The 18,112-nt window shown below is 62.1% G+C and carries 22 protein-coding genes; 18 read left to right on the plus strand and 4 right to left on the minus strand.

Features of this window, described 5'->3' with window-relative positions; genetic code table 11:
• Position 1: 1 nt before the first annotated feature.
• The 6 genes from AC1L34_RS17900 (at position 2) to AC1L34_RS17925 (ending at position 5,502) form a co-directional block, all read left to right on the plus strand.
• Entirely contained in the window at positions 2-229 is a 228-nt protein-coding gene (locus tag AC1L34_RS17900; protein WP_424323153.1) for an MbtH family protein, read from the plus strand.
• Between the two features lie 218 nt (positions 230-447).
• Positions 448-861: a hypothetical protein gene (locus AC1L34_RS17905; RefSeq protein ID WP_480034979.1), complete on the plus strand. Its 414-nt coding sequence runs from the start codon at positions 448-450 to the stop codon at positions 859-861.
• Between the two features lie 54 nt (positions 862-915).
• The gene (locus AC1L34_RS17910) at positions 916-2,115 is read left to right on the plus strand and encodes a sensor histidine kinase (RefSeq protein WP_480034980.1); all 1,200 of its coding nucleotides are present in this window, start codon (positions 916-918) and stop codon (positions 2,113-2,115) included.
• Positions 2,112-3,221, plus strand: coding sequence for a hypothetical protein (locus AC1L34_RS17915; protein WP_480034981.1), 1,110 nt, complete (start codon positions 2,112-2,114; stop codon positions 3,219-3,221). Before AC1L34_RS17910 ends, AC1L34_RS17915 begins: the two co-directional genes overlap by 4 nt.
• A complete protein-coding gene (locus AC1L34_RS17920; protein ID WP_424294286.1) occupies positions 3,218-4,396 on the plus strand; it encodes a sensor histidine kinase in 1,179 nt (392 codons plus the stop codon). Before AC1L34_RS17915 ends, AC1L34_RS17920 begins: the two co-directional genes overlap by 4 nt.
• Positions 4,393-5,502 (plus strand): hypothetical protein, encoded by a 1,110-nt coding sequence (locus AC1L34_RS17925; protein WP_480034982.1) that lies wholly within the window; start codon positions 4,393-4,395, stop codon positions 5,500-5,502. Before AC1L34_RS17920 ends, AC1L34_RS17925 begins: the two co-directional genes overlap by 4 nt.
• A gap of 40 nt (positions 5,503-5,542) precedes the next feature.
• On the opposite strand, the gene AC1L34_RS17930 is transcribed toward AC1L34_RS17925, so the two are convergent.
• Positions 5,543-6,052 (minus strand): MTB12 C-terminal domain-containing protein, encoded by a 510-nt coding sequence (locus tag AC1L34_RS17930; RefSeq protein WP_424294284.1) that lies wholly within the window; start codon positions 6,050-6,052, stop codon positions 5,543-5,545.
• Positions 6,053-6,154: 102 nt separating this feature from the next.
• Complete coding sequence (locus AC1L34_RS17935) at positions 6,155-6,862, minus strand: acetoacetate decarboxylase family protein (RefSeq protein WP_424294290.1); 708 nt, start codon at positions 6,860-6,862, stop codon at positions 6,155-6,157.
• Positions 6,863-7,099: 237 nt separating this feature from the next.
• Between AC1L34_RS17935 and AC1L34_RS17940 the strand changes: the two genes are divergently transcribed.
• The 11 genes from AC1L34_RS17940 (at position 7,100) to AC1L34_RS17990 (ending at position 15,675) form a co-directional block, all read left to right on the plus strand.
• Positions 7,100-7,795 (plus strand): response regulator, encoded by a 696-nt coding sequence (locus AC1L34_RS17940; RefSeq protein ID WP_424294283.1) that lies wholly within the window; start codon positions 7,100-7,102, stop codon positions 7,793-7,795.
• 20 nt (positions 7,796-7,815) lie between these two features.
• Complete coding sequence (locus tag AC1L34_RS17945) at positions 7,816-9,051, plus strand: sensor histidine kinase (protein ID WP_424294282.1); 1,236 nt, start codon at positions 7,816-7,818, stop codon at positions 9,049-9,051.
• Positions 9,048-10,100: a hypothetical protein gene (locus AC1L34_RS17950; RefSeq protein ID WP_480034983.1), complete on the plus strand. Its 1,053-nt coding sequence runs from the start codon at positions 9,048-9,050 to the stop codon at positions 10,098-10,100. The genes AC1L34_RS17945 and AC1L34_RS17950 overlap by 4 nt, the downstream gene beginning before the upstream one ends.
• A gap of 345 nt (positions 10,101-10,445) precedes the next feature.
• Entirely contained in the window at positions 10,446-10,739 is a 294-nt protein-coding gene (locus AC1L34_RS17955; protein WP_424294289.1) for a response regulator transcription factor, read from the plus strand.
• Positions 10,736-12,010 carry an ATP-binding protein gene (locus AC1L34_RS17960; protein WP_480034984.1) on the plus strand — a complete coding sequence of 425 codons (1,275 nt, stop codon included), beginning with the start codon at positions 10,736-10,738 and terminating at the stop codon, positions 12,008-12,010. Before AC1L34_RS17955 ends, AC1L34_RS17960 begins: the two co-directional genes overlap by 4 nt.
• Positions 12,007-13,059, plus strand: a complete 1,053-nt coding sequence (locus AC1L34_RS17965) for a hypothetical protein (RefSeq protein ID WP_424324592.1) — start codon at positions 12,007-12,009, stop codon at positions 13,057-13,059. The genes AC1L34_RS17960 and AC1L34_RS17965 overlap by 4 nt, the downstream gene beginning before the upstream one ends.
• A 245-nt stretch (positions 13,060-13,304) precedes the next feature.
• A complete protein-coding gene (rplN, locus tag AC1L34_RS17970) occupies positions 13,305-13,673 on the plus strand; it encodes a 50S ribosomal protein L14 (RefSeq protein ID WP_424294278.1) in 369 nt (122 codons plus the stop codon).
• A 3-nt stretch (positions 13,674-13,676) separates the two neighbouring features.
• Positions 13,677-13,994, plus strand: a complete 318-nt coding sequence (gene rplX / locus AC1L34_RS17975) for a 50S ribosomal protein L24 (protein ID WP_424294277.1) — start codon at positions 13,677-13,679, stop codon at positions 13,992-13,994.
• Position 13,995: 1 nt separating this feature from the next.
• On the plus strand, positions 13,996-14,574 hold the full coding sequence (gene rplE, locus AC1L34_RS17980) for a 50S ribosomal protein L5 (RefSeq protein ID WP_424294276.1): 579 nt from the start codon (positions 13,996-13,998) through the stop codon (positions 14,572-14,574).
• Positions 14,575-14,591: 17 nt separating this feature from the next.
• Positions 14,592-14,777 (plus strand): type Z 30S ribosomal protein S14, encoded by a 186-nt coding sequence (locus AC1L34_RS17985; RefSeq protein WP_424294275.1) that lies wholly within the window; start codon positions 14,592-14,594, stop codon positions 14,775-14,777.
• A gap of 214 nt (positions 14,778-14,991) precedes the next feature.
• Positions 14,992-15,675: a DUF6629 family protein gene (locus AC1L34_RS17990; RefSeq protein ID WP_424294274.1), complete on the plus strand. Its 684-nt coding sequence runs from the start codon at positions 14,992-14,994 to the stop codon at positions 15,673-15,675.
• A gap of 26 nt (positions 15,676-15,701) precedes the next feature.
• On the opposite strand, the gene AC1L34_RS17995 is transcribed toward AC1L34_RS17990, so the two are convergent.
• The gene (locus tag AC1L34_RS17995; protein ID WP_424294273.1) at positions 15,702-15,941 is read right to left on the minus strand and encodes a hypothetical protein; all 240 of its coding nucleotides are present in this window, start codon (positions 15,939-15,941) and stop codon (positions 15,702-15,704) included.
• Positions 15,942-16,067: 126 nt separating this feature from the next.
• On the opposite strand from AC1L34_RS17995, the gene AC1L34_RS18000 reads away from it, so the two are divergent.
• Entirely contained in the window at positions 16,068-16,775 is a 708-nt protein-coding gene (locus AC1L34_RS18000) for a trimeric intracellular cation channel family protein (RefSeq protein ID WP_424294272.1), read from the plus strand.
• A 37-nt stretch (positions 16,776-16,812) separates the two neighbouring features.
• On the opposite strand, the gene AC1L34_RS18005 is transcribed toward AC1L34_RS18000, so the two are convergent.
• On the minus strand, positions 16,813-17,991 hold the full coding sequence (locus AC1L34_RS18005) for a glycoside hydrolase family 6 protein (protein ID WP_424294271.1): 1,179 nt from the start codon (positions 17,989-17,991) through the stop codon (positions 16,813-16,815).
• Positions 17,992-18,112: the final 121 nt, after the last annotated feature.

The raw sequence follows: 18,112 nt of genomic DNA on the forward strand, positions 1-18,112 counted from the left end.
TATGACCAACCCGTTCGATGACGAAGACGGCCGCTTTTACGTCCTGGTGAACGACGAGAACCAGCACTCCCTGTGGCCAACCTTCGCGGAAATCCCCGCTGGATGGACCCAGGTGTTCGGTGAGGACAGTCGCGCCGCGTGCTTGGAATACGTCGAAAAGAACTGGACGGATTTGCGTCCGAAGAGTCTGATCGATGCGATGGAGACAGGCGAACAAAAGGGGCATTAGCACATTCGGATGACAGGAATTTGGGCCGCCCGCGTTAGTGTGACCAGAATCTCAGTGGGAATCTTTCTGTCAACAACGGGCTCTGGATCGAATAACGCCAGGTCAGGGCTGTTTGGTGATGTCAAGTTGGTTGCCGTAGCCGCACATTCGTGTCGGGTGTGAAGGCGCTTCTATTGTTCAGTCGATCTAGCCGATACGCTGTCTTGTCAGATGGCTTTATGCGTTTGCCACAACTGGCGCGTTTACGTATGGCCATCGGCACTGAAACCGGAAGCATCCCGAAGGGTACGGACATGGACAACTACGCGAGCGTTGAACGCACGGAGTGGATCCGGGGTCTGAGTGTGCACTTGGCCGATCGCGCTGAAGCTGCTCCGTGGATGACCGCAGTCCGTCTCGGCGACGAAAGCGTCACCTTCGGTGACTTGGTGGACTCACTCAACGGCTACCGCCGTGTTGGTGATCCTCAGTTCATGTCTGTGGAAAGTGCCCTCACCGCAGCCGTCATGCACAACTTGCCGAGTTTGAGTAAGTTGCCGCCGGTTGAACTTGTGCGTTCGATGCAGCAGATCGTCGACTGGCTCGGGCGGGACCTTCCGTCGATTAAGAGCGGTTTTCGTTCGGTCGTCTAGGCACTTTGGCACCTATTCGCGTTTTGTCGGGGGTCCGCTCAGTAAGGTTGGCGTGTGTCGCCGTCGAGAAAGACCCGATGGCCGGTCTTGTGCCGGGTGCAACGGGTCGGCAGTCTGCTCCTGGGGATCGCCTATCTGGCAGTTTTCTTCCTGGCACCGAGTCGTGTCGTGGAGGGTGCACTGTTGGCCGGGTGGGGGTGGCTCACTTTTGCCATCGCGGTGGTGGTCACGTCGTCGGCTGCGCTCATCGCTATCGGTGTCTGGAATCGCACCGAGTACCTTGAGCGTGTTGTCCTCGCCAGTGCCATCTCCTACCTTGCCCTAATCCTCGCCTGGTTTGTCGCTTGGAATGGCAACTCCATCGCTGAGCCTTCGGGACTGGACTACTGGGTGGTGTTCCTCCCCGGTGTTATCGGCTGCGCCTTTGGTTTCTGCGGTCGCATCGCCGCGGCGATTGCTCACGTGGTGGTCGCGGGCGGATTAAGTCTCGCCGCCGCGGTGATCGCCGCAGGCGGCACCAATGTCACGGAGGCGTTCGCGGCCATCTGGATCCTTGCGCTTCTGTGTGTATTCGAGGTCATCTCGTGGGCGGTCGCCATCGGTGCGCTTCGATTTGATGAAGAACGTACTGCGGCCCTCCGGACTACCATCGCAAGCCTGCCCAGTGGGCTCCGGAGTGCTGAGGAACGACGCCTCGATGCAATGATTCATGACCGCCTCATTGCCACGCTCGTTGCCTTGCGGCCCGGACCGGTCGACGAGAGCCTTGTCGAGAGTGTGCCCAGCATCCTTGACGACCTCTCGAACTGGTCCAAGCAGCCGGCCACGACCGTTCATCAGGTGGCGGCGCTCGAGTTTGCCCAGCGGCTACGGCTATTTGTGGAAAATCTCGACGACGGAATCGACATTGAGACCGCAGTCAACTGTGACCCCGGCACACGGTTCCCGTCCAATGTCTCGGAGGCGATCATTGAGGCGATTGGCGAGGCCATCCGCAACGTTCACCGACACGCCGGGCCTGGCGCCGCATGCGTTGTGCTCTGCGACGTTCTCGATGACTCAATAGCTGCCATGGTCGTCGACGATGGCGTCGGCTTTGAACCGGAGGCTGTGTCGGACGCTCGAATTGGTGTGTCACTAGGCATTATGGAACGGATGGGTCAGATTGACGGAGGCAAAGGCCGCGTAGTGAGTGCACCCGGGTCTGGGACCCGCGTTGAGTTGACATGGTCCCGGCCGGAAGCACGAAGATGATCGGCGACACAGGACTCCAGTCGACTGCACTGATGGGTTCGCATGCTGCCCGGCCCGCGCCTTTGGAAACCGTCGCTGGTCCGCACGTTCGGCAGATCCCCATGGTGGCAACCCTCATCGTCTATTTTTTGGCGCTGACAACGGTCATGACCGTTATTGGGACGACGCAGTCGGCGGGCAGCATGTTCTGGTTTGCCGCGGTCAGTGCGATCGGCCTCTACATGGCGGCGTTCGCACTGGTGCTGGCACCTGCCCCCGGGCGGCTCCGGTTGGTTCGTGCGGCCACAGCCATGTGTCTGGCCATCGTGGCTCAGGGACTGTGTTGGATTTCCATCAGTGTCGATTCGACGGTCGTCATTCGCGGCTACGCGCCACTGCTCGCTACTGCCTTCGTCGTTGAAGTAGTGCTGATCACGCGTAACCGGATCGCGACGGCGTGGATCGGTACGGTGACGGGCATTGTGCTGAGTGTGTCGTTTTCCCGGGCGTTGGATGCCACCGACTGGTGGAGTCCAGTGGAGTCACTCAACCTGCTGAGCGTCATCGCTGCTTCCGCCGGTGCTTTCGCCCTTTCACCATTCCTCGGATCGATTGATGCGTTCGCGGCGCGCGGTCGGCGAGTCGCCGATGTGCAGTCGGCGCGACTTGCTGCCGATCACGCTCGAGACGAACGAATCGCCCGCATCGAACTGCACATGAGCGACCTGCTTGCTGACATCGTCGAATCCGATGCGGTGACCGAAGCGCATGTGGCGAAAGCCCGACTGTTTGAAGCTCAACTCCGCGACGGAATCCGCGCGCCCGCTCTCGATAATGGCCAAACTCGACGGGCCGTGTGGGCCGCGCGTGCGCGCGGGGTGTCGGTGACGCTCCTCGACGACGGTGCGTTCAACGACTTGCCACTCGACATAGTTCGAGCGTTCCTCTCTCGCATGGTGCCGAAGCTGACTACTGAACTTGAGGGGTTAAACAGCGGAGAACTGATCGCCCGAATCGCTCCGCCGGGCCGTGTGCCGGTCGCTTCGATCACCGTCGCGCCTGATGCGCGCCGTCGTCGAATCGAGTTCGGCCTCGACGGACGTGTCAGCAAGGTGGTGTGGACGTGACCCGAACAATCGGACTCAACGAAATGCGGATGCGTCGGGTCATCGCCATATCCATGGCCTTGACCACGATGATCGTCCCCGCAGTGTTTCTCACCGTTTTTGACCACAGCGTGGTGCTGGTCGCTGACTGGTGGACTCCGGTGAGTGTGGCGCTGGTGGTTGGAGCGGCACCGGTGCTCATTGCCGCATCGCTGGAGAAGTCGGGTCGCTGGATCGGCCCGGCCGCACTGCTGCTCGCTGTCGCGAACGTGATCGGGACGGTCCTTTGGTTGGGTGCTTGGAACGGCGAAGCACTCCCGCCCTGGTACGGAACTCCGCCGATCTGGTTGGCAAACACTGTCGTGCTGCCGGCCTTTGCGTTGGTGACGGTGTACCGCGCTAGCGTGTCCATGGCCTATCTGGCCATCGTGCTGTTGCTGCTTAGTACCGCCCAGCAACTCAGTAAAGAGGGTCACCACGGCATTCTCGGCTACACCAACGGACTGCTAACGGCATCGCTCGTTGGAGTGCTGCTGACGGCCGAAGTTGCGGTGATTGGCGCTGTCCGCAAATCTGATCGCCGAAGAGAAGAAGTGCTGGCCCGCACTGCGCGTGCCGCAGAACACGCGGCCCGGACTGCCGAACGTGATCGTCTCGATGTGGTGGTGCGCGACGAAGTGATCGCAGTGTTGCGCACGATTGGGCAAGGCGTGGAGAGCAGTCGCTATCGCGCGACTGCGGCTGGCGCATTGGCAAATTTGAGCGGCCGGACAGGTCCGGCAACGGTGCCACACGAGCTTTCAGCGGCAGACACCGTCCTACGTCTTCGGGAAGCGGTAAACGGGCTCGGTGACGACACCCTCGTCGATATCCAACTGATGAACCCGGCCGCTCGATACCCGTATCCCCTGACTGAGGCAATTGCCGACGCAGCAGTCGAAGCGGTGACCAACGTGATTCAACATGCCGGGCCAGCGGCATCGCGGGCCTTGATCGGCGCGTTCGACGACGACCTGATTCGCCTTCGCATCGTCGACGACGGAAGCGGTTTCGACCCCCGGCGCGTCCCGGCAGATCGGGCTGGAATCGAATTGGGGATCATCGCCAGGCTCCGAGAACAACCGGGCGGTGGCGCGTGGGTCGATTCAGCCGCGGGAGAAGGTGCCATGGTTTCAATTGAGTGGAGCAGACCTTGACGCAAACGTTCGATCAGGCTGTTGCCGAACTGGACACTGAGCCCGCCGGCTCGGACGCCATGATGGAGATGCTGGGCTTGCGCGGAAGGGGGGTGCGCATTGCCGTTGCCGCGACGGTCGTTGTCTACGTCTTCATCGGACTTGCTCTTCCCAAACTCGACATTTCGACCACCAAGTTCGTCGTCTCCATTATTGGTTCCATCGGTCTCGTCTTGGCGCTCATTGCGTCGGCCTCCGGCCGCACGGATCCCATCGGATTACCTCGGACGATCACGGCAGTGGTGCTCGGTGCCGCGTCCGGTTCGGCCGTGTGGTGGACGATCCCGCTTGGCGTAGGCAATTGGGTGCGCCCAGGTGCACCTATGGTGGTTTTTGCTGTCGCCATGTGTCTGCTGATCGTCCGCGGTCGAGTTCGCTGGGCTTGGGCCGGTTTCGTGCTTGTTATCGGCCTATGCGTGTATGCGGTGATCGTCTGGGAATGGCAATCGGGCATTGGTCTGCAGGTGCTTCTGCGGATGTTCCTCACCCTGGTTCCCGCGACATTGATCATGTTCTTCATGCGCCCACTGCTGCGATTCGTCAGGGTCCTCGATTTGAAGGAAGTTGCTGCGGTGGAAGCCGAAGCTGCCTCGTCGGCGACCGCCGAACAGCGCCGGGTACGGCTCTTGGAGTTGGAGCGAGACGTGCAACCACTCCTGGAGCAGGCTGCCGAAGGGGGCGAACTTTCTCCCAGCGACATGGAACGGGCGCGGCTGCTGGAAGCGGCGCTTCGCGATGAGGTGCGTGGCCAGACCCTGGTTTCGCCCGGGGTTCGACGTGCCGTCGCACGCGCCCGCGAGACTGGTATTGCCGTCTCCATCTTCGACGACACCAGCCCGGACGAACTCGACTTCGCGAGCGTGGAACCGATCCGCGCTGAGTTGATTTCGGCGCTTGGCGAGGTGCGAAGCGGCTCGATAGTCGCGCGATTGCTTCCATCGGGGAGAGATGCCGCGGCGACAATCACCCACGTTGACGGCACATACGTGAACCGCCGCGTGTGTCGATCATTGGATTCAGGCGGTGCCGCCTGGGAATACGACAACGACGGCGCCACCTTGAAGTGAGGGGCGCCGTCGTCGGGTCAGTTACCGGTGACCCCGTGGACTACTTGCGCATCATCGAGGTCAGGGTGGTGACGGCAGCGCCAGCCAGCTTCCACTGACCATCCTGCTTGACCATCGCGAGATCCATCTCGATCGGCTGGGGCACGTGGGGCGACTTGATTGAGGTAACCGCGATGGCCTTGTTTTCGCCGTCGGCCTTGACTGAGGTCACCGTGAAGGCGTCAGGGGTATAGCCAGCAGGCGCGGCGGCCTTCGCGAAGACGCTGAGGGCCTCGGCGGAGCCCGGAGTCGAGGTGTCGGCAACAGTCGACAACTCGTCAATCGGGGTGTTGCCATCGACAGCAGTGCGGATGATGGTCTGTGCGGCAGCGGCGTCGAGGCCCTCCACCGTCGCCGTCGATGCGTCGACGGATGCGCTAGCGGAGGTGTTTACCGCGTTCGATGCGTCGGCGCTGTCGTCGGAACTTGAGCAAGCGGTCAGCATCGCACCCGCTGCGGCGATGGCGGCGATGGCGGCGGCGGGGCGACGAAACTTACGGGATGCGTACATGACTCTCCTGGTCTTTTCATGCGGTACTAATTAGGTGAGCCTAACACCCGGTGTCGGGGTTTCTAGCACGGCCTTCGCTCAGTGGCCGATGCCAGGTTCCGGCTACCGGCCCATTACGGTTGCGTCGTCGAACACCATCGACAGGTTTGCCACCGATGTCGTCATCAGGGCGTGGCGCGACAACTTGAGCTTCCGTAGTTCCTTGGCCATGGGATGCGTGCCGAGTTTGAGTGTGCCGCCACCGAGGCGACTGCGAGTGCCGGAGGTGGAGGTCAAACGCCACGGTGTCCGACGGGTAATCCCGTCGAGTTGCGAATAGGCCTGCAAAACAGTGTCGTTCGACGAGTCGGGTAAACCGATGCCTCGCCCAATAATGAGGTCGGCGATCAGCTTGCCGTCCAAGCTCACGGTGCCGCGCTTCACCGACGAATCGTGGTCCACGTCGAAGTCGGCCAGCACCTTGGGGAATCCCCAAATCTCCCGCCCCGCAGCCATCGTGAACTCGCCGTCGACCGGGAGTTCGTGAATCAAGGCGTGGGCGTCGCCGGAGCCGAGAGATCGGAGGGCGCGCAGCGGCGAAGCGCTCTCGCCCGGAGCTTGCATCAGGAAACACACCCCAAACTCGTTGTACGGTCCAAGGTCGCCGTCGACATAGTCGACAAAGACAAGCATGCAGAGCCCACGCCCGCGTCGGACCTCCAGTGGGCGCAGATTGGTCTCGCCACGGTCGGCGATGGCGGCGTTAATCGCGGCCGAGGATGCCGTGAATGCGGCAACAAAGCATCGTGCGGAGCGGATTTCCACGGGCATCGAAATGTCGACGCCGAGGACGCGGTGTACAGCTGGTGGCTCACGGTGGAGAGGGGTTGGGGTCACTCACCTCACACTACGAGGTTGAGGGGGCGATTTGGGTGACTTTCGTCCTACGAATGGAGGAAAGAAGGGTTCTTGTCGGAGGGGTCCGATAAATTGTTGAGTGTCCGAGTATTCGATATGGGACAGATCCCGATGTCGACGCCACGGACACCGCATGACGAAGTAGGGGAGATGACGAACTTGAGTGACGAGCGCGATGACGTCCTCGCTGCGCAGCCCCGCGCGGTGCGGGTGGGGATGGTTGACGATCATCAGTCGCCGGTGTGGGGTATCGAACGAATCCTCGAACGCCAGGACGACCTCGACCTCATCGGCTCAGCGGCGACCGTCAACGAACTTCTTGAGCAGACTTCCGCCTTGGATGTCGTCATTCTCGACCTTCGCCTCAATGACGGCACTACCCCCCGTGAGAACGTCAATCGTCTCGCCGAACTCGGGATCGTCACCGTCGTCTATACCTCCGGCGAGCACCCAGACCTGCTGCGGTCGGCGGCACGCGCCGGTGCTCTCGGCGTTGTTCTCAAGTCTGCCTCCGAAGACGAGATCCTTGCCGCAATACGTGCGGCAGGGAGCGGTGAAGAAATCCTGACCGTCGAGTGGGCAGCCGCCATTGATGGCGACCCAAACCTTGATGCCGTGGACCTGAGCCCGCAACTTCAACGCGTCCTCACCCTGTACGCGTCGGGTGGCACGTCGATCAGTGTCGGCAACGAATTGGGTGTCGCACCGGACACCGTTAACGAGTACCTCAAGCGGATCCGACAAAAGTACGCCGACGCTGGTCGGCCGACGCGTACCAAACTCGACCTTTTCAAGCGTGCGGTTGAAGACGGTTGGCTCCCCATGCCAAACCGCGGGCAAGAGTAGAAGACCCATCCAAGGTCCACATGGGCGCAACAGTAGTGCCGAATTCTGCTGCCGCAGTTCGCGCAACCACACCTCGGTCGGCCGCTGAAGCAGTTGCTCCGAGCGAGCACTCAAAAATCCTCGTCGCGATGTCGCGATTCATTGGCGCCGGATTCGTTGCCTACTTCCTCACCTCGATCCCGATGTTCGGACAGCCGGCGGGAATGGTTGCCGGATGGTTTACCCCCGTCGGTATAGCGCTCGCTTTCGGTCCGGGATTCGCGTTGCTTGCGGTCTCATTTGTTCCCCGGTTGCACCGGTATATCCCAGTCATCGCACCGTTGTGCGCCGTCGGGTACCTGCTGGCAGCAATCACTTGGTTCGTCGCGTGGAACGGCATTACCGCTGACGCCGAGCAGGTGACGTGGCTGATGAGTTTCTCCGGACTGCCCGCCATGGCGTGGGTCTTGGTTCGACCGATGGCTGAAGCCACGGGCGTCCTCGTCGTCTGCTCGGCATTGGCTGCATGGGTTACCGATACGGGGCGTTCTGACTTAATCGATTCCAACGTCCTGATCGAGGGATCCTGGGGTGCCGTTTTTACCCTGTGCTTTGTGCTCGCATCCGGCAGGGTAGTGCGGTCCGGCCGAATCCTCGATGCGACCCGCGCTGACGCGATTGCTGCCGCGGGGGAATCGGCGGCGCGGTCGGCTCAGCGTGCCGAGCGAGCGCGCTTCGACGCCCTCATTCATGACCAGGTGATCGCCACCCTGATCTCGGCGGCGAACGATCCAACAGAGAGCCGACTTCCCTATCAAGCTCGGCGGGCAACCAGTGAGCTCCTGGCGCTCGCGAGCGGTGCGGAGTCTGTCGGCAGTATCGACGCCAACGAAGTTCAGGCACGACTGCGCGCGGTGGTCGCCTCTGTCGACCACGATGTTGCGGTGATCGTCGACAGCACCGATCCCGATACTGCGTACCCGACCGCGGCAGTGCAGGCCTTAGCTGAAGCAGTCGGGGAAGCGGTTCGCAACAGCATTGGCCATGCCGGCCCGGATGCCGAGTGTGCGGTTCTCGTGGAGGTGCGGGCCGGGCTTCTGCGGATCACTGTCGCGGACAATGGTGCCGGCTTCGATACGAGCGCTGTCCCGCCGGAACGACTCGGGATTGAAGTGAGTATCCGGCAGCGGCTCCGCAATCTGGACGGCGCGGATATGCGCTTGAGCAGTGTTCCCGGCGAAGGTACGACCGTCCAAATGATGTGGCAACAGCCATGAGCGGACTGGGCGTTCGAGCACTCGGCTGGTGGCGTCAACCGCCACGCAATGACGCCTCCACCATTATGGGTTTGCAAACCCGATGGGCGCCGACCTTGGCCGTCGGGATTTGGGCGGTGTCGCTCGTCATCGGATTCGCCGCCGGGGGAGTGGAGATTCCGGTCCTGTATTTGGCGTCGATGCTGGTGATGCTGGCCGCCGTGTTCGTCCTATTGGCGGCACCTGGCGATCCTGTCGTGAGGTGGGCAACCTACTTGATTGTGGTGGCTCCGCCAGCGGCAGTGGCCATGGCCGTGCCCGCGTTGAGTCATCGGCCGGGTATGGCGTACGCGACCCTAACCGGTGCCAGCGTCATCATCACCGCGTTTTTCGCGGTCCGCGGTCGGGTGCTTGCTTCGTGGATCAGTTTTGGCTTGAGCCTGCTGGTGGCGGTGTTGGCGGCGAAGTTTTACGGGCCGCAACCGGCGTTGCTCGCGGCGCAGCTGCCGAATCTGGCCGTGCAATTGATGGCGACGATATTTGCGGCGATCGTCCGTCCTCGGGCCAGGCAAATCTATGCACTCCGAGGGCAGACCGAACGTGAGACAGCTCTGCTCGCCGCGGATGAAGCGGCGCTCGCGGTACGTGACCAGCAGATGGCCCGACTCGATGATGGTGCGCGCCCGCTGCTTGATCTGATTGCCTCCGGTCGAACCCTCGATGTTGTTGAGGTTCGGCGGTGCCGGCTCGTCGAGGCGCAGTTGCGGGACAACATTCGGGCCCCGGGCTTCGACGATCCGACGGTTGCCGACGCGGCCTGGGATGCGCGGGCGAAGGGTGTGCGGGTGCTGCTCCTTGACGACTATGACCGGATTGGTGACGCCGACGTGGACGATGCAATTGCCGCAGTGTCATCGGAACTTGTCGCAGCACTCGCTGGTGCTGTCAGTGGGGATGAGGTGACAGTGCGGCTGCTGCCGAACGGTCGGGCTGCGTTCGCGACGCTCTCCGTCTCTCGTGGCGGCAGCGTGGTGCGTCACGACTTCGACGCTGCGGGTCGTCGAATCTGACGCTCGGATGTTCAGCAACTTCTTGAGCGCAGTTAGCAAATCTGAAAAGAAGATGTGAGACGGCAGTGCCGATTCATCTCAGTTGCCGGATTTGTGTCCTATATGTCAAGTTCAGGGCGGTTTGTCCCCCATTCTGGGGGAATCGCCTACCACGTTGGAGCTGGTTCCGGTGTCCCCCAATCGGTGTCCCCCTTTCTGGGTCTACCCGCCTGAGTAATCTCTTCGTAATCTTTGATGTGAACCTGAAGGGAGTCTCTTTGGGTGACTTCAAATGCCAGTCGGGGAAGTACTGAGGAGATTCTGGTGAGCATTGCTGAGATTGACGTTCCGGTAGCGGACGTGCGGATGCCGCGCATCGGGCGTCAGCGTCCGAGCATGACACTTCCCCCGCTTCGGGGACTTGCGGCACCGAACCGCCCGTCCTTGTCGACGCGCGAAGTTGAGGTGCTGCTCGCTTGGATGGCCGCAGAGTCGAAGGAAGATGCAGCGGCCAACCTGTTCATCTCTCAGTCGACTGTCAGCACTCACATCTCGCGAATTCGTGCCAAATACACCGCCGTAGGCCGCGGCGCGCCGACGAAAGCGCACCTCCTGGCTCGCGCTTTGCAAGACGGATACACCACACTTGACGAGTGGTGACTAGAACTGTCGCGAGACAATCCCGCTCGCTGACCGGAATCCGAGGCGGTAACCAACGGATTCTGGCCGCCCGACACTTTTCCCGACCCGATCGCCGCTCTGCTAGCGAGCGCGATCGGGTCGTTTTGGCGCTGGCCCGTTTTATTGGCTTCGGTTATGTGCTTTACGCGGTCGTCGTGATTCCGCAGTTGGTCGACGAAGCCGCCAATCTGCTGCCGGGTTGGTATCCGCCGGTAGCGGCTGTGCTCTCGTTCGGCTTCGGCATTGCAATGCTGGTATCGGCGCTGGTCAAGCCTTGGCACCGTGCCGTCGGCACCCTGGCTATCTTGGCACCCGTCGGGCTGATCGTGGCGGGTCTGCTCTGGCTCGTCGCCAGCCGCGGCCAAACTGACGCCCCGGCCAGCTGGATCCTGGACTTCGCGGGCCTCGCGGGACTGACGGTGATCCTCGTTCGTCCCCTGTGGGAAGGAATCCTCAGCCTCGCCACATGCAAACTGCTCGGTGCGGCAGTCGCGGTCAACAATGTCGTCGATCCCGATGTGTGGGGAGCCGTGGAAGAAGCATTCTTCGGGATCGCTTTCACGTCCGTATTTCTGCTTCTCGCACGCCGGGTCTTGAAGATTGGGTCCGAGCTTGACGAATCGCGAGACGAAACTGAACGTGCAGTTGCCCGCGGAGTGGCCAATGTTGAACTGGCGCGCGTGGACGCCCTCATCCACGATCACGTGCTCTCGACATTCAACGCCGTCGGTGCCGACCGTGACGACCCGCGTGTCACTGCCCAAGCTGCGGGTGCGCTGGCAGCACTTGAGGGACTGGTTGGAGGCGACCCGGCGGCCTTCAGCGACATCCCCGGAAGGGAAGTGGTCGCACGACTGCGGGCGGTGATCGCCGAACTCGACAGTGACCTACCGGTCACGGTGGAAGTTGCCGACGACGCGACTTCATGCCCGATCGAAGTGGCGGCTGCCCTCGCGGAAGCTGCGGCTGAAGCCGTCCGCAACAGTGCCGAGCATGCCGGTGACGATGCGCAGACCGCCATCTTTTTGGGTATCAGTCGATCGCTGGTGCAGGTGGTGATCGCCGATGACGGTACTGGCTTCGATCCCGATGCGGTGCCGGAAGACCGACTTGGTCTGGCCTTGAGTATTCGTCACCGGATCGGGGTTCTCCCCGGGGGCGAGGCGGCTGTTGTCAGTAGTCCCGGTGCGGGCACGACCGTCAGCCTCCGTTGGTTGAGTGACCTTTCGCGCCGGGTTGGTGTCTCGTGAACCTCACCGAGGAGACCGCGGGGATCGACGTCGGCGAAGTTGTTGGGCTGCGCGGCCGCGCTGCCGTCGTTATTGCCTGCGCCGTGTGGGTGATCTTCTTGTCTCTGGGCATTGCCAGCGGCGGCGTGGAACTGCCTTTTGTCTACTTGTTGGGCTTCGCGCTACTTGGACTGGGGTGGTTTCTGCTCCTGTGGTCGCCCGAAGACCCCATGAGGCTGGCGGATGCGCTGGTAGCCGCAGTTGGTGGTGCTTTGGCGAGCGGACTGGCGGTCTTGGCGTGCGACCTCGATTACCGGGCTGCGATTCTCGCTCTCGGTGCCGCCCCCGCGTTGACTTTCGGATTGCTGCCGGTCCGTGGACGCCTCGGTGTGGCCTGGTTGGGGGCGTTCCTGGCCGTCGGGTTGGTAGTGGGCGCGGAGTGGTTCCGCGAGGCCGAACTCGGATCAGTTGCCCAGGTGCTCGTTCCGGGAACCATCGGGGTACTTGCGATGTCGAGTTTATTCGCGATGCTGGCGCGTCCTCGGGCCAAGCAAATTGCGGCGCTGCGCAGACTGGGGGAGCGGGATCGGGAAACCGAAGCCGTTCGTCAGGTTCGCGATGCGCGCGTCTACCGATTGCAGGCGCAGGTGCGGCCACTGCTGGAATACATTGCGTCTGGTCAACGGCTCACCGACGAGCAAGTCGCGGTGTGCCTGCTCGTCGAAGCGGGACTGCGTGACCGTATTCGCGCGCCCGGACTCGATATGAACGAATTGGCCGACGCCGCATGGGACGCACGATCCCGTGGAGTCCGGGTCACCTTGCTCGACGATCGCGAGGTGCAACTCGTGGCGGACGAATCCGACGAACTCGCGAAGGTTCGCGACGCTGCGGTCGGTGTCCTCGTCGGCGCGCGAGCCGGTGCCGAAGTGACTGTCCGCCTGCTTCCGGAGCGACGAGACAGGTTTGCGACTATCGGTATTGCCGAGGATGGACAGGCACGTCGCATTGACTTTGCCACAGTGCCATCGGTTTCTGAGCCCGCCGCAGATCACGGCAATCGGCCGTAACTGAGGCGTTTGTACTGGTCCAGACGCTAAAACAGTAGCGAACTGATTTGGTACGACCGGCATGGTTGGCCTACACTAGAGCGGTTGCCTGCAGCGCGTGCGCTGCAAGTCGGCAGGCGAACCCATTGCAGCATGTCCACTCGTGTGGAGAAACTGCAGGCAGGCGCCTGTTTGGCGGTAACAGACCATGTGCGTCGGGTCGGAAATCCGGCGGACATCAGTATCCAGGTCAAGGAGACTACGCAGTGATTCAGCAAGAATCGCGGGTGCGCGTCGCCGATAACACCGGTGCAAAGGAAATCCTCTGCATCCGTGTGCTCGGTGGTTCGGCGCGGCGCTACGCCGGCGTGGGCGACGTTATTGTCGCCACCGTCAAGGACGCCATCCCGGGTGGCAATGTTAAGAAGGGCGAGATCGTCAAGGCGGTCATCGTGCGCACCGTTAAGGAGCGCCGTCGTCCGGACGGTTCGTACATCAAGTTTGATGAGAACGCGGCCGTCATCCTCAAGAACGAGAGCGACCCTCGCGGTACGCGCATCTTCGGACCGGTCGGTCGCGAACTGCGTGACAAGCGTTTCATGAAGATCGTTTCGCTCGCACCGGAGGTGATCTGACCCATGAAGATCCATAAGGGTGACACCGTCATCGTCGTCGCTGGCAAGGACAAGGGTGCCAAGGGCAAGGTCATCGAGGCCTACCCGCAGCGCGAGCGCGTCCTCGTCGAAGGCGTTAACCGCATCAAGAAGCACACCAGCGCCTCGGCCAACGAGCGCGGTGCGTCCTCGGGCGGCATCGTTACGCAAGAGGCTCCGATCCACGTGTCGAACGTGATGATCGTCGACGCCGACGGCAACCCGACCCGCGTCGGGTACCGCCGCGACGAGGAGACCGGCAAGAATGTCCGCATCTCCCGCAAGACCGGGAAGGACATCTGATATGACCACTTCTGAGAAGGTCCAGCCGCGCCTCAAGGCTAAGTACCGCGAGGAAATCAAGGGCAAGCTGAACGAAGAGTTCAACTACGCCAACGTGATGCAGATCCCCGGCGTTGTCAAGGTTGTCGTCAACATGGGCGTCGGCGACGCCGCCCGTGATGCCAAGCTGATCAACGGTGCAGTCGCCGACCTGGCGCTCATCACCGGTCAGGCTCCGGAAATCCGCCGCGCGCGCAAGTCGATCGCACAGTTCAAGCTGCGCGAAGGCATGCCGATCGGTGCACGCGTCACCCTCCGTGGCGACCGCATGTGGGAGTTCCTCGATCGCCTCGTGTCGATCGCACTCCCGCGTATCCGTGACTTCCGTGGCCTCAGCGACCGTCAGTTCGACGGCAACGGTAACTACACGTTCGGTCTGAACGAGCAGTCGATGTTCCACGAGATCAACATCGACTCGATCGATCGCCCGCGCGGTATGGACATCACCGTCGTCACGACGGCCACCACCGACGACGAAGGCCGTGCGCTGCTGCGTGCCCTGGGCTTCCCGTTCAAGAGCAACGACGCAGCGACGAACTGAGATTAGGGACAACTGAGATGGCAAAGAAGGCTCTGGTCAATAAGGCCAACAAGAAGCCGAAGTTCGCCGTGCGGGGCTACACGCGTTGCAACCGTTGCGGACGTCCGCATTCGGTGTACCGCAAGTTCGGCCTCTGCCGCGTGTGCTTCCGCGAGATGGCACACGCTGGCGAACTGCCGGGTGTGCAGAAGTCGAGCTGGTGATTTCACGCCGGTAGGCAAACTTTGACGAAGGCTCCGTCTCCCACTGGGAGACGGAGTCTTTGTTTTTTTGGGCCTTCGTTTTTGGGCCTTTGGTTTTGGACCGTTGTTTTTGGACCGTTGTGTTTGGATCAGCGAGATGCGGACTGGCGATGCGAAGGAGCGCTTCGGGCCGATTGGGGCGTTTGGGACCTATCCGCATGAAATGATTCGATCCATGTGCTTCTCAGCGACTGCCAGTTTTGTCGGTGCCGGAGTGATCACGGCTGCGGGCGTGGCAACACTGGCTCTGGTTCGTGATGTGCGGCAACTGCCGTTCGCGTCACTTCCCCTGCTTTTCGGGATTCATCAGGCGCTCGAAGGCTGGACCTGGCTGGAGTTGGGCGACCGAGAGGGTGCAACGCTATCCGGCCCGGGAGTCCACATGTGGGTGATGTTTGCCTGGGCAGTCCTCCCAGTCCTCGTCCCCTGGTCGGTGTGGCTGATGGAGAAAGACCCACGACGTCGTCGGCTGCTGCTGGCACCGGTGGTCGTTGGCGGCCTTCTCGGTGTCTACATGCTCTACCTGGCGACGCAGTCGGGGATTGGTGTGACAGTGGTCGACCACAGTCTCGACTACGAGTTAGGCGTTCCGTTTAGTAGCGCATTGCTCGCCGTGCCCTATGTTTTCGCGACCTGCGTCGCACCGGCTATGAGCAGTTTCCCGTTCGTTATCGCGATGGGCGTCGGCAACTTTATTGCGATGACGGCCGCCGCGATCATGAATGTTTCCGGGTACTCGTCGATCTGGTGTACGTTCGCGGCGTTCTTGAGTCTCATCGTTTTTGCGCACTTTGCCAACGAGAAGTACAAGCGTGCGGAAGCAGGCGGCGACGTCGTGACGGTCAGCGGACCCGAATAGCCAAAGCTATGTCCGCCTGCGCTTGCCTATTCGGCATCGGCGGCAGAAGCCTTGCGGCCACGCAGTAGGTACAGCGCTGGCAGAATGCCCGCAGAGTTGACTGTGGAAAGCCCAGCCGACCACAGCAACTTCGATCCGTTCACTTGACTCTTGTCGCGCGAGCGCAGATCTCGCAGTGCCCACACTCGGACGCCGGCATCGACGGCGGCCACTGCGATGATTCCGGCGCGGACGGGTGTCGACATGTCAGACCATTTGGTTTTCATTTGCCCAGTGTTGCAGGAGTGCGCGCCGGGCGCGACGAGACGCACCGGATCGGCGGCAGCGTCGTGGTGGTCCTCAGCTAATGTCAGCGAGGAACTGTTGGGACCGAACGCTAGAGGAGAACATCGATGTCGGTGATTGCGTCGGTGCACTTGGCGGCGTCGAATCTGGATAACGCGGCCTCGGCGCTGAATCGGGCGGGGGAGATGATCGGCATTGTTGCGTTCGCCGCTTCGGGAGCGCTGCTTTCGGTGCGACGCAACCTCGACATCGTCGGCATTGTGCTGTTGGCTGCGGCGACAGCCTTGGGTGGCGGCATTATTCGCGACGTGATTATCGGGAAGACGCCGCCGACCGCCTTTGCCGATCCGTGGCTGGTGGCTGCCGCGGTCGCCACCGGCCTGGTCATCTTCTTCTGGCAGCCGCCAACACGGCTCACCCGGTGGCCGTTGGAGATCTCCGACGCTGTCGGCCTCGGCAGCTTCGTGGTCACGGGCACGGTCGTCGCCTACGACTTCGGGCTTGCGGCCCCGAGCGCAGCCATGCTGGGAATCACCACCGGCATAGGCGGCGGAATCATTCGCGATGTGCTTTCCGGGCAGGTGCCCGCAGTGCTTCGGCCGGGTGAGCACCTCTACGCGATTCCGGCGCTCGGTGGTGCCGCGGCCACCGCTGTGCTGTTGCACCTTGACGTTTACAGTGCCTGGGCGGGATCGCTCTGCGCGGTACTGGTGGTCGCGGCACGTATCGCTTCACTGAGGTTCGGATGGCACGGCCCGCGCGCGCGGCAGCGCGGCTGGATGAAACGAGCTTGGGGCAGCCGGCGCGGCGAGTAGGGCGAACAGACCGCCGTACTATCGCGGTGCCGCCGTACTATCGCGGTGCTGCGGCGTTCCGACGTGGGCTGGGTGCCGTGCGAGCTTGCGCTTCGGCGATACCGAGTTGCAAGAGGAGGAGGGCATCGTCGAAGGCGCCCGCGGTCTTTTGGCTGACACCGCAAACGCCGTCGGACTCGCCCGGAGTCTTCACAAAGACCTGCTCCATGTCTGACGTCGGGGTAAAGATGACGTCGGAGAGCTGGCCCAGCCGTTGCGCCGCCGGGTTGCACCATTCACCGTTCGTGACGTTGCCGCCGTTGCGTGAGGTATCCACCATGCCCTTGAGTGGTTTGCCGAAGGCTGTCGCGATATCGCGGATGTATGTCTCGGTGGCGGCTGTGCTCTTGAAGTTCGAGACATTGGCGGAGACGTGCGTGATGCTCGCGCCCTTGTTCGCGATCTGCTTCATCAGATTTGACGTAGCAGTCGCTGAACGCCAGCCGGCCGTGCCAGCGTCGAGATACGTGGTGACGCCTGTGTTGCTCGCCAGTTTGGTGAGCGCGTAGGCCAACAGATCGATGCGCTCCGACTGCTTGGTTGCGCTCAGGTCCGGGGTTTGCGGTAACGCATCGGGTTCAAGAATGATCACGGCCTTCCCGGGGCCTATCGCGCCGGATACTTGGTCGATCCACTGCTTGTAAGCGGCAGCGTTCGGGGCTCCGCCGCCAGAATGACTGCCGAGGTCGCGGTCGGGGATGTGGTACAGCGCGATGACCGGTACCGAGCTCTTCGCGGTGCCCTCGGCGACGAGGCGGGTGACTTCGGGGACGCCGTCTCCGCCGACCCACTGGGCCACCGGCGTCTTGAGCAGGTCCTGCAACCGGGCCTTGAGGCTGGCGTCACCGGTCGCACCGAGCATGCGTTCAACGTTCCCCGTGTAGGAGGCGCGTGCGCCAACGAGGTAGGGGAGGGTGGTCGATGGCGTTTCCGGGATGACCGGTGGAACGTTACCGTTGCCGCTGCCGTTATCGCCGCCATCGACGGTGCCGAGGCTGCCGTTGGAAGGCAGTTGTATCTGCGGCAGGGCGGGAATTGGTAGTGCGGGGATTGGGAGCGCAGTGGCGGGGCCGGGCGCGACGAGAGCCGTTGCCGCCAACGCTGCGGTCACGCCCATCGTCCACACGCGAGTGGATCGGCGTCGGGAACTTGAAGTCACACCAGTCTCATTAGCCACATCGGTATCATATGCAACTTTAATAACAGCAATGTTGCGGTCAAGTCACGTCCTGAAACGCTCATAGCTGACGAGAGTTGGTTCTCGTCGGCTATGACGTTACGACTGCCTAGGGGAGATT

Source organism: Gordonia sp. 34D (assembly GCF_056682775.1).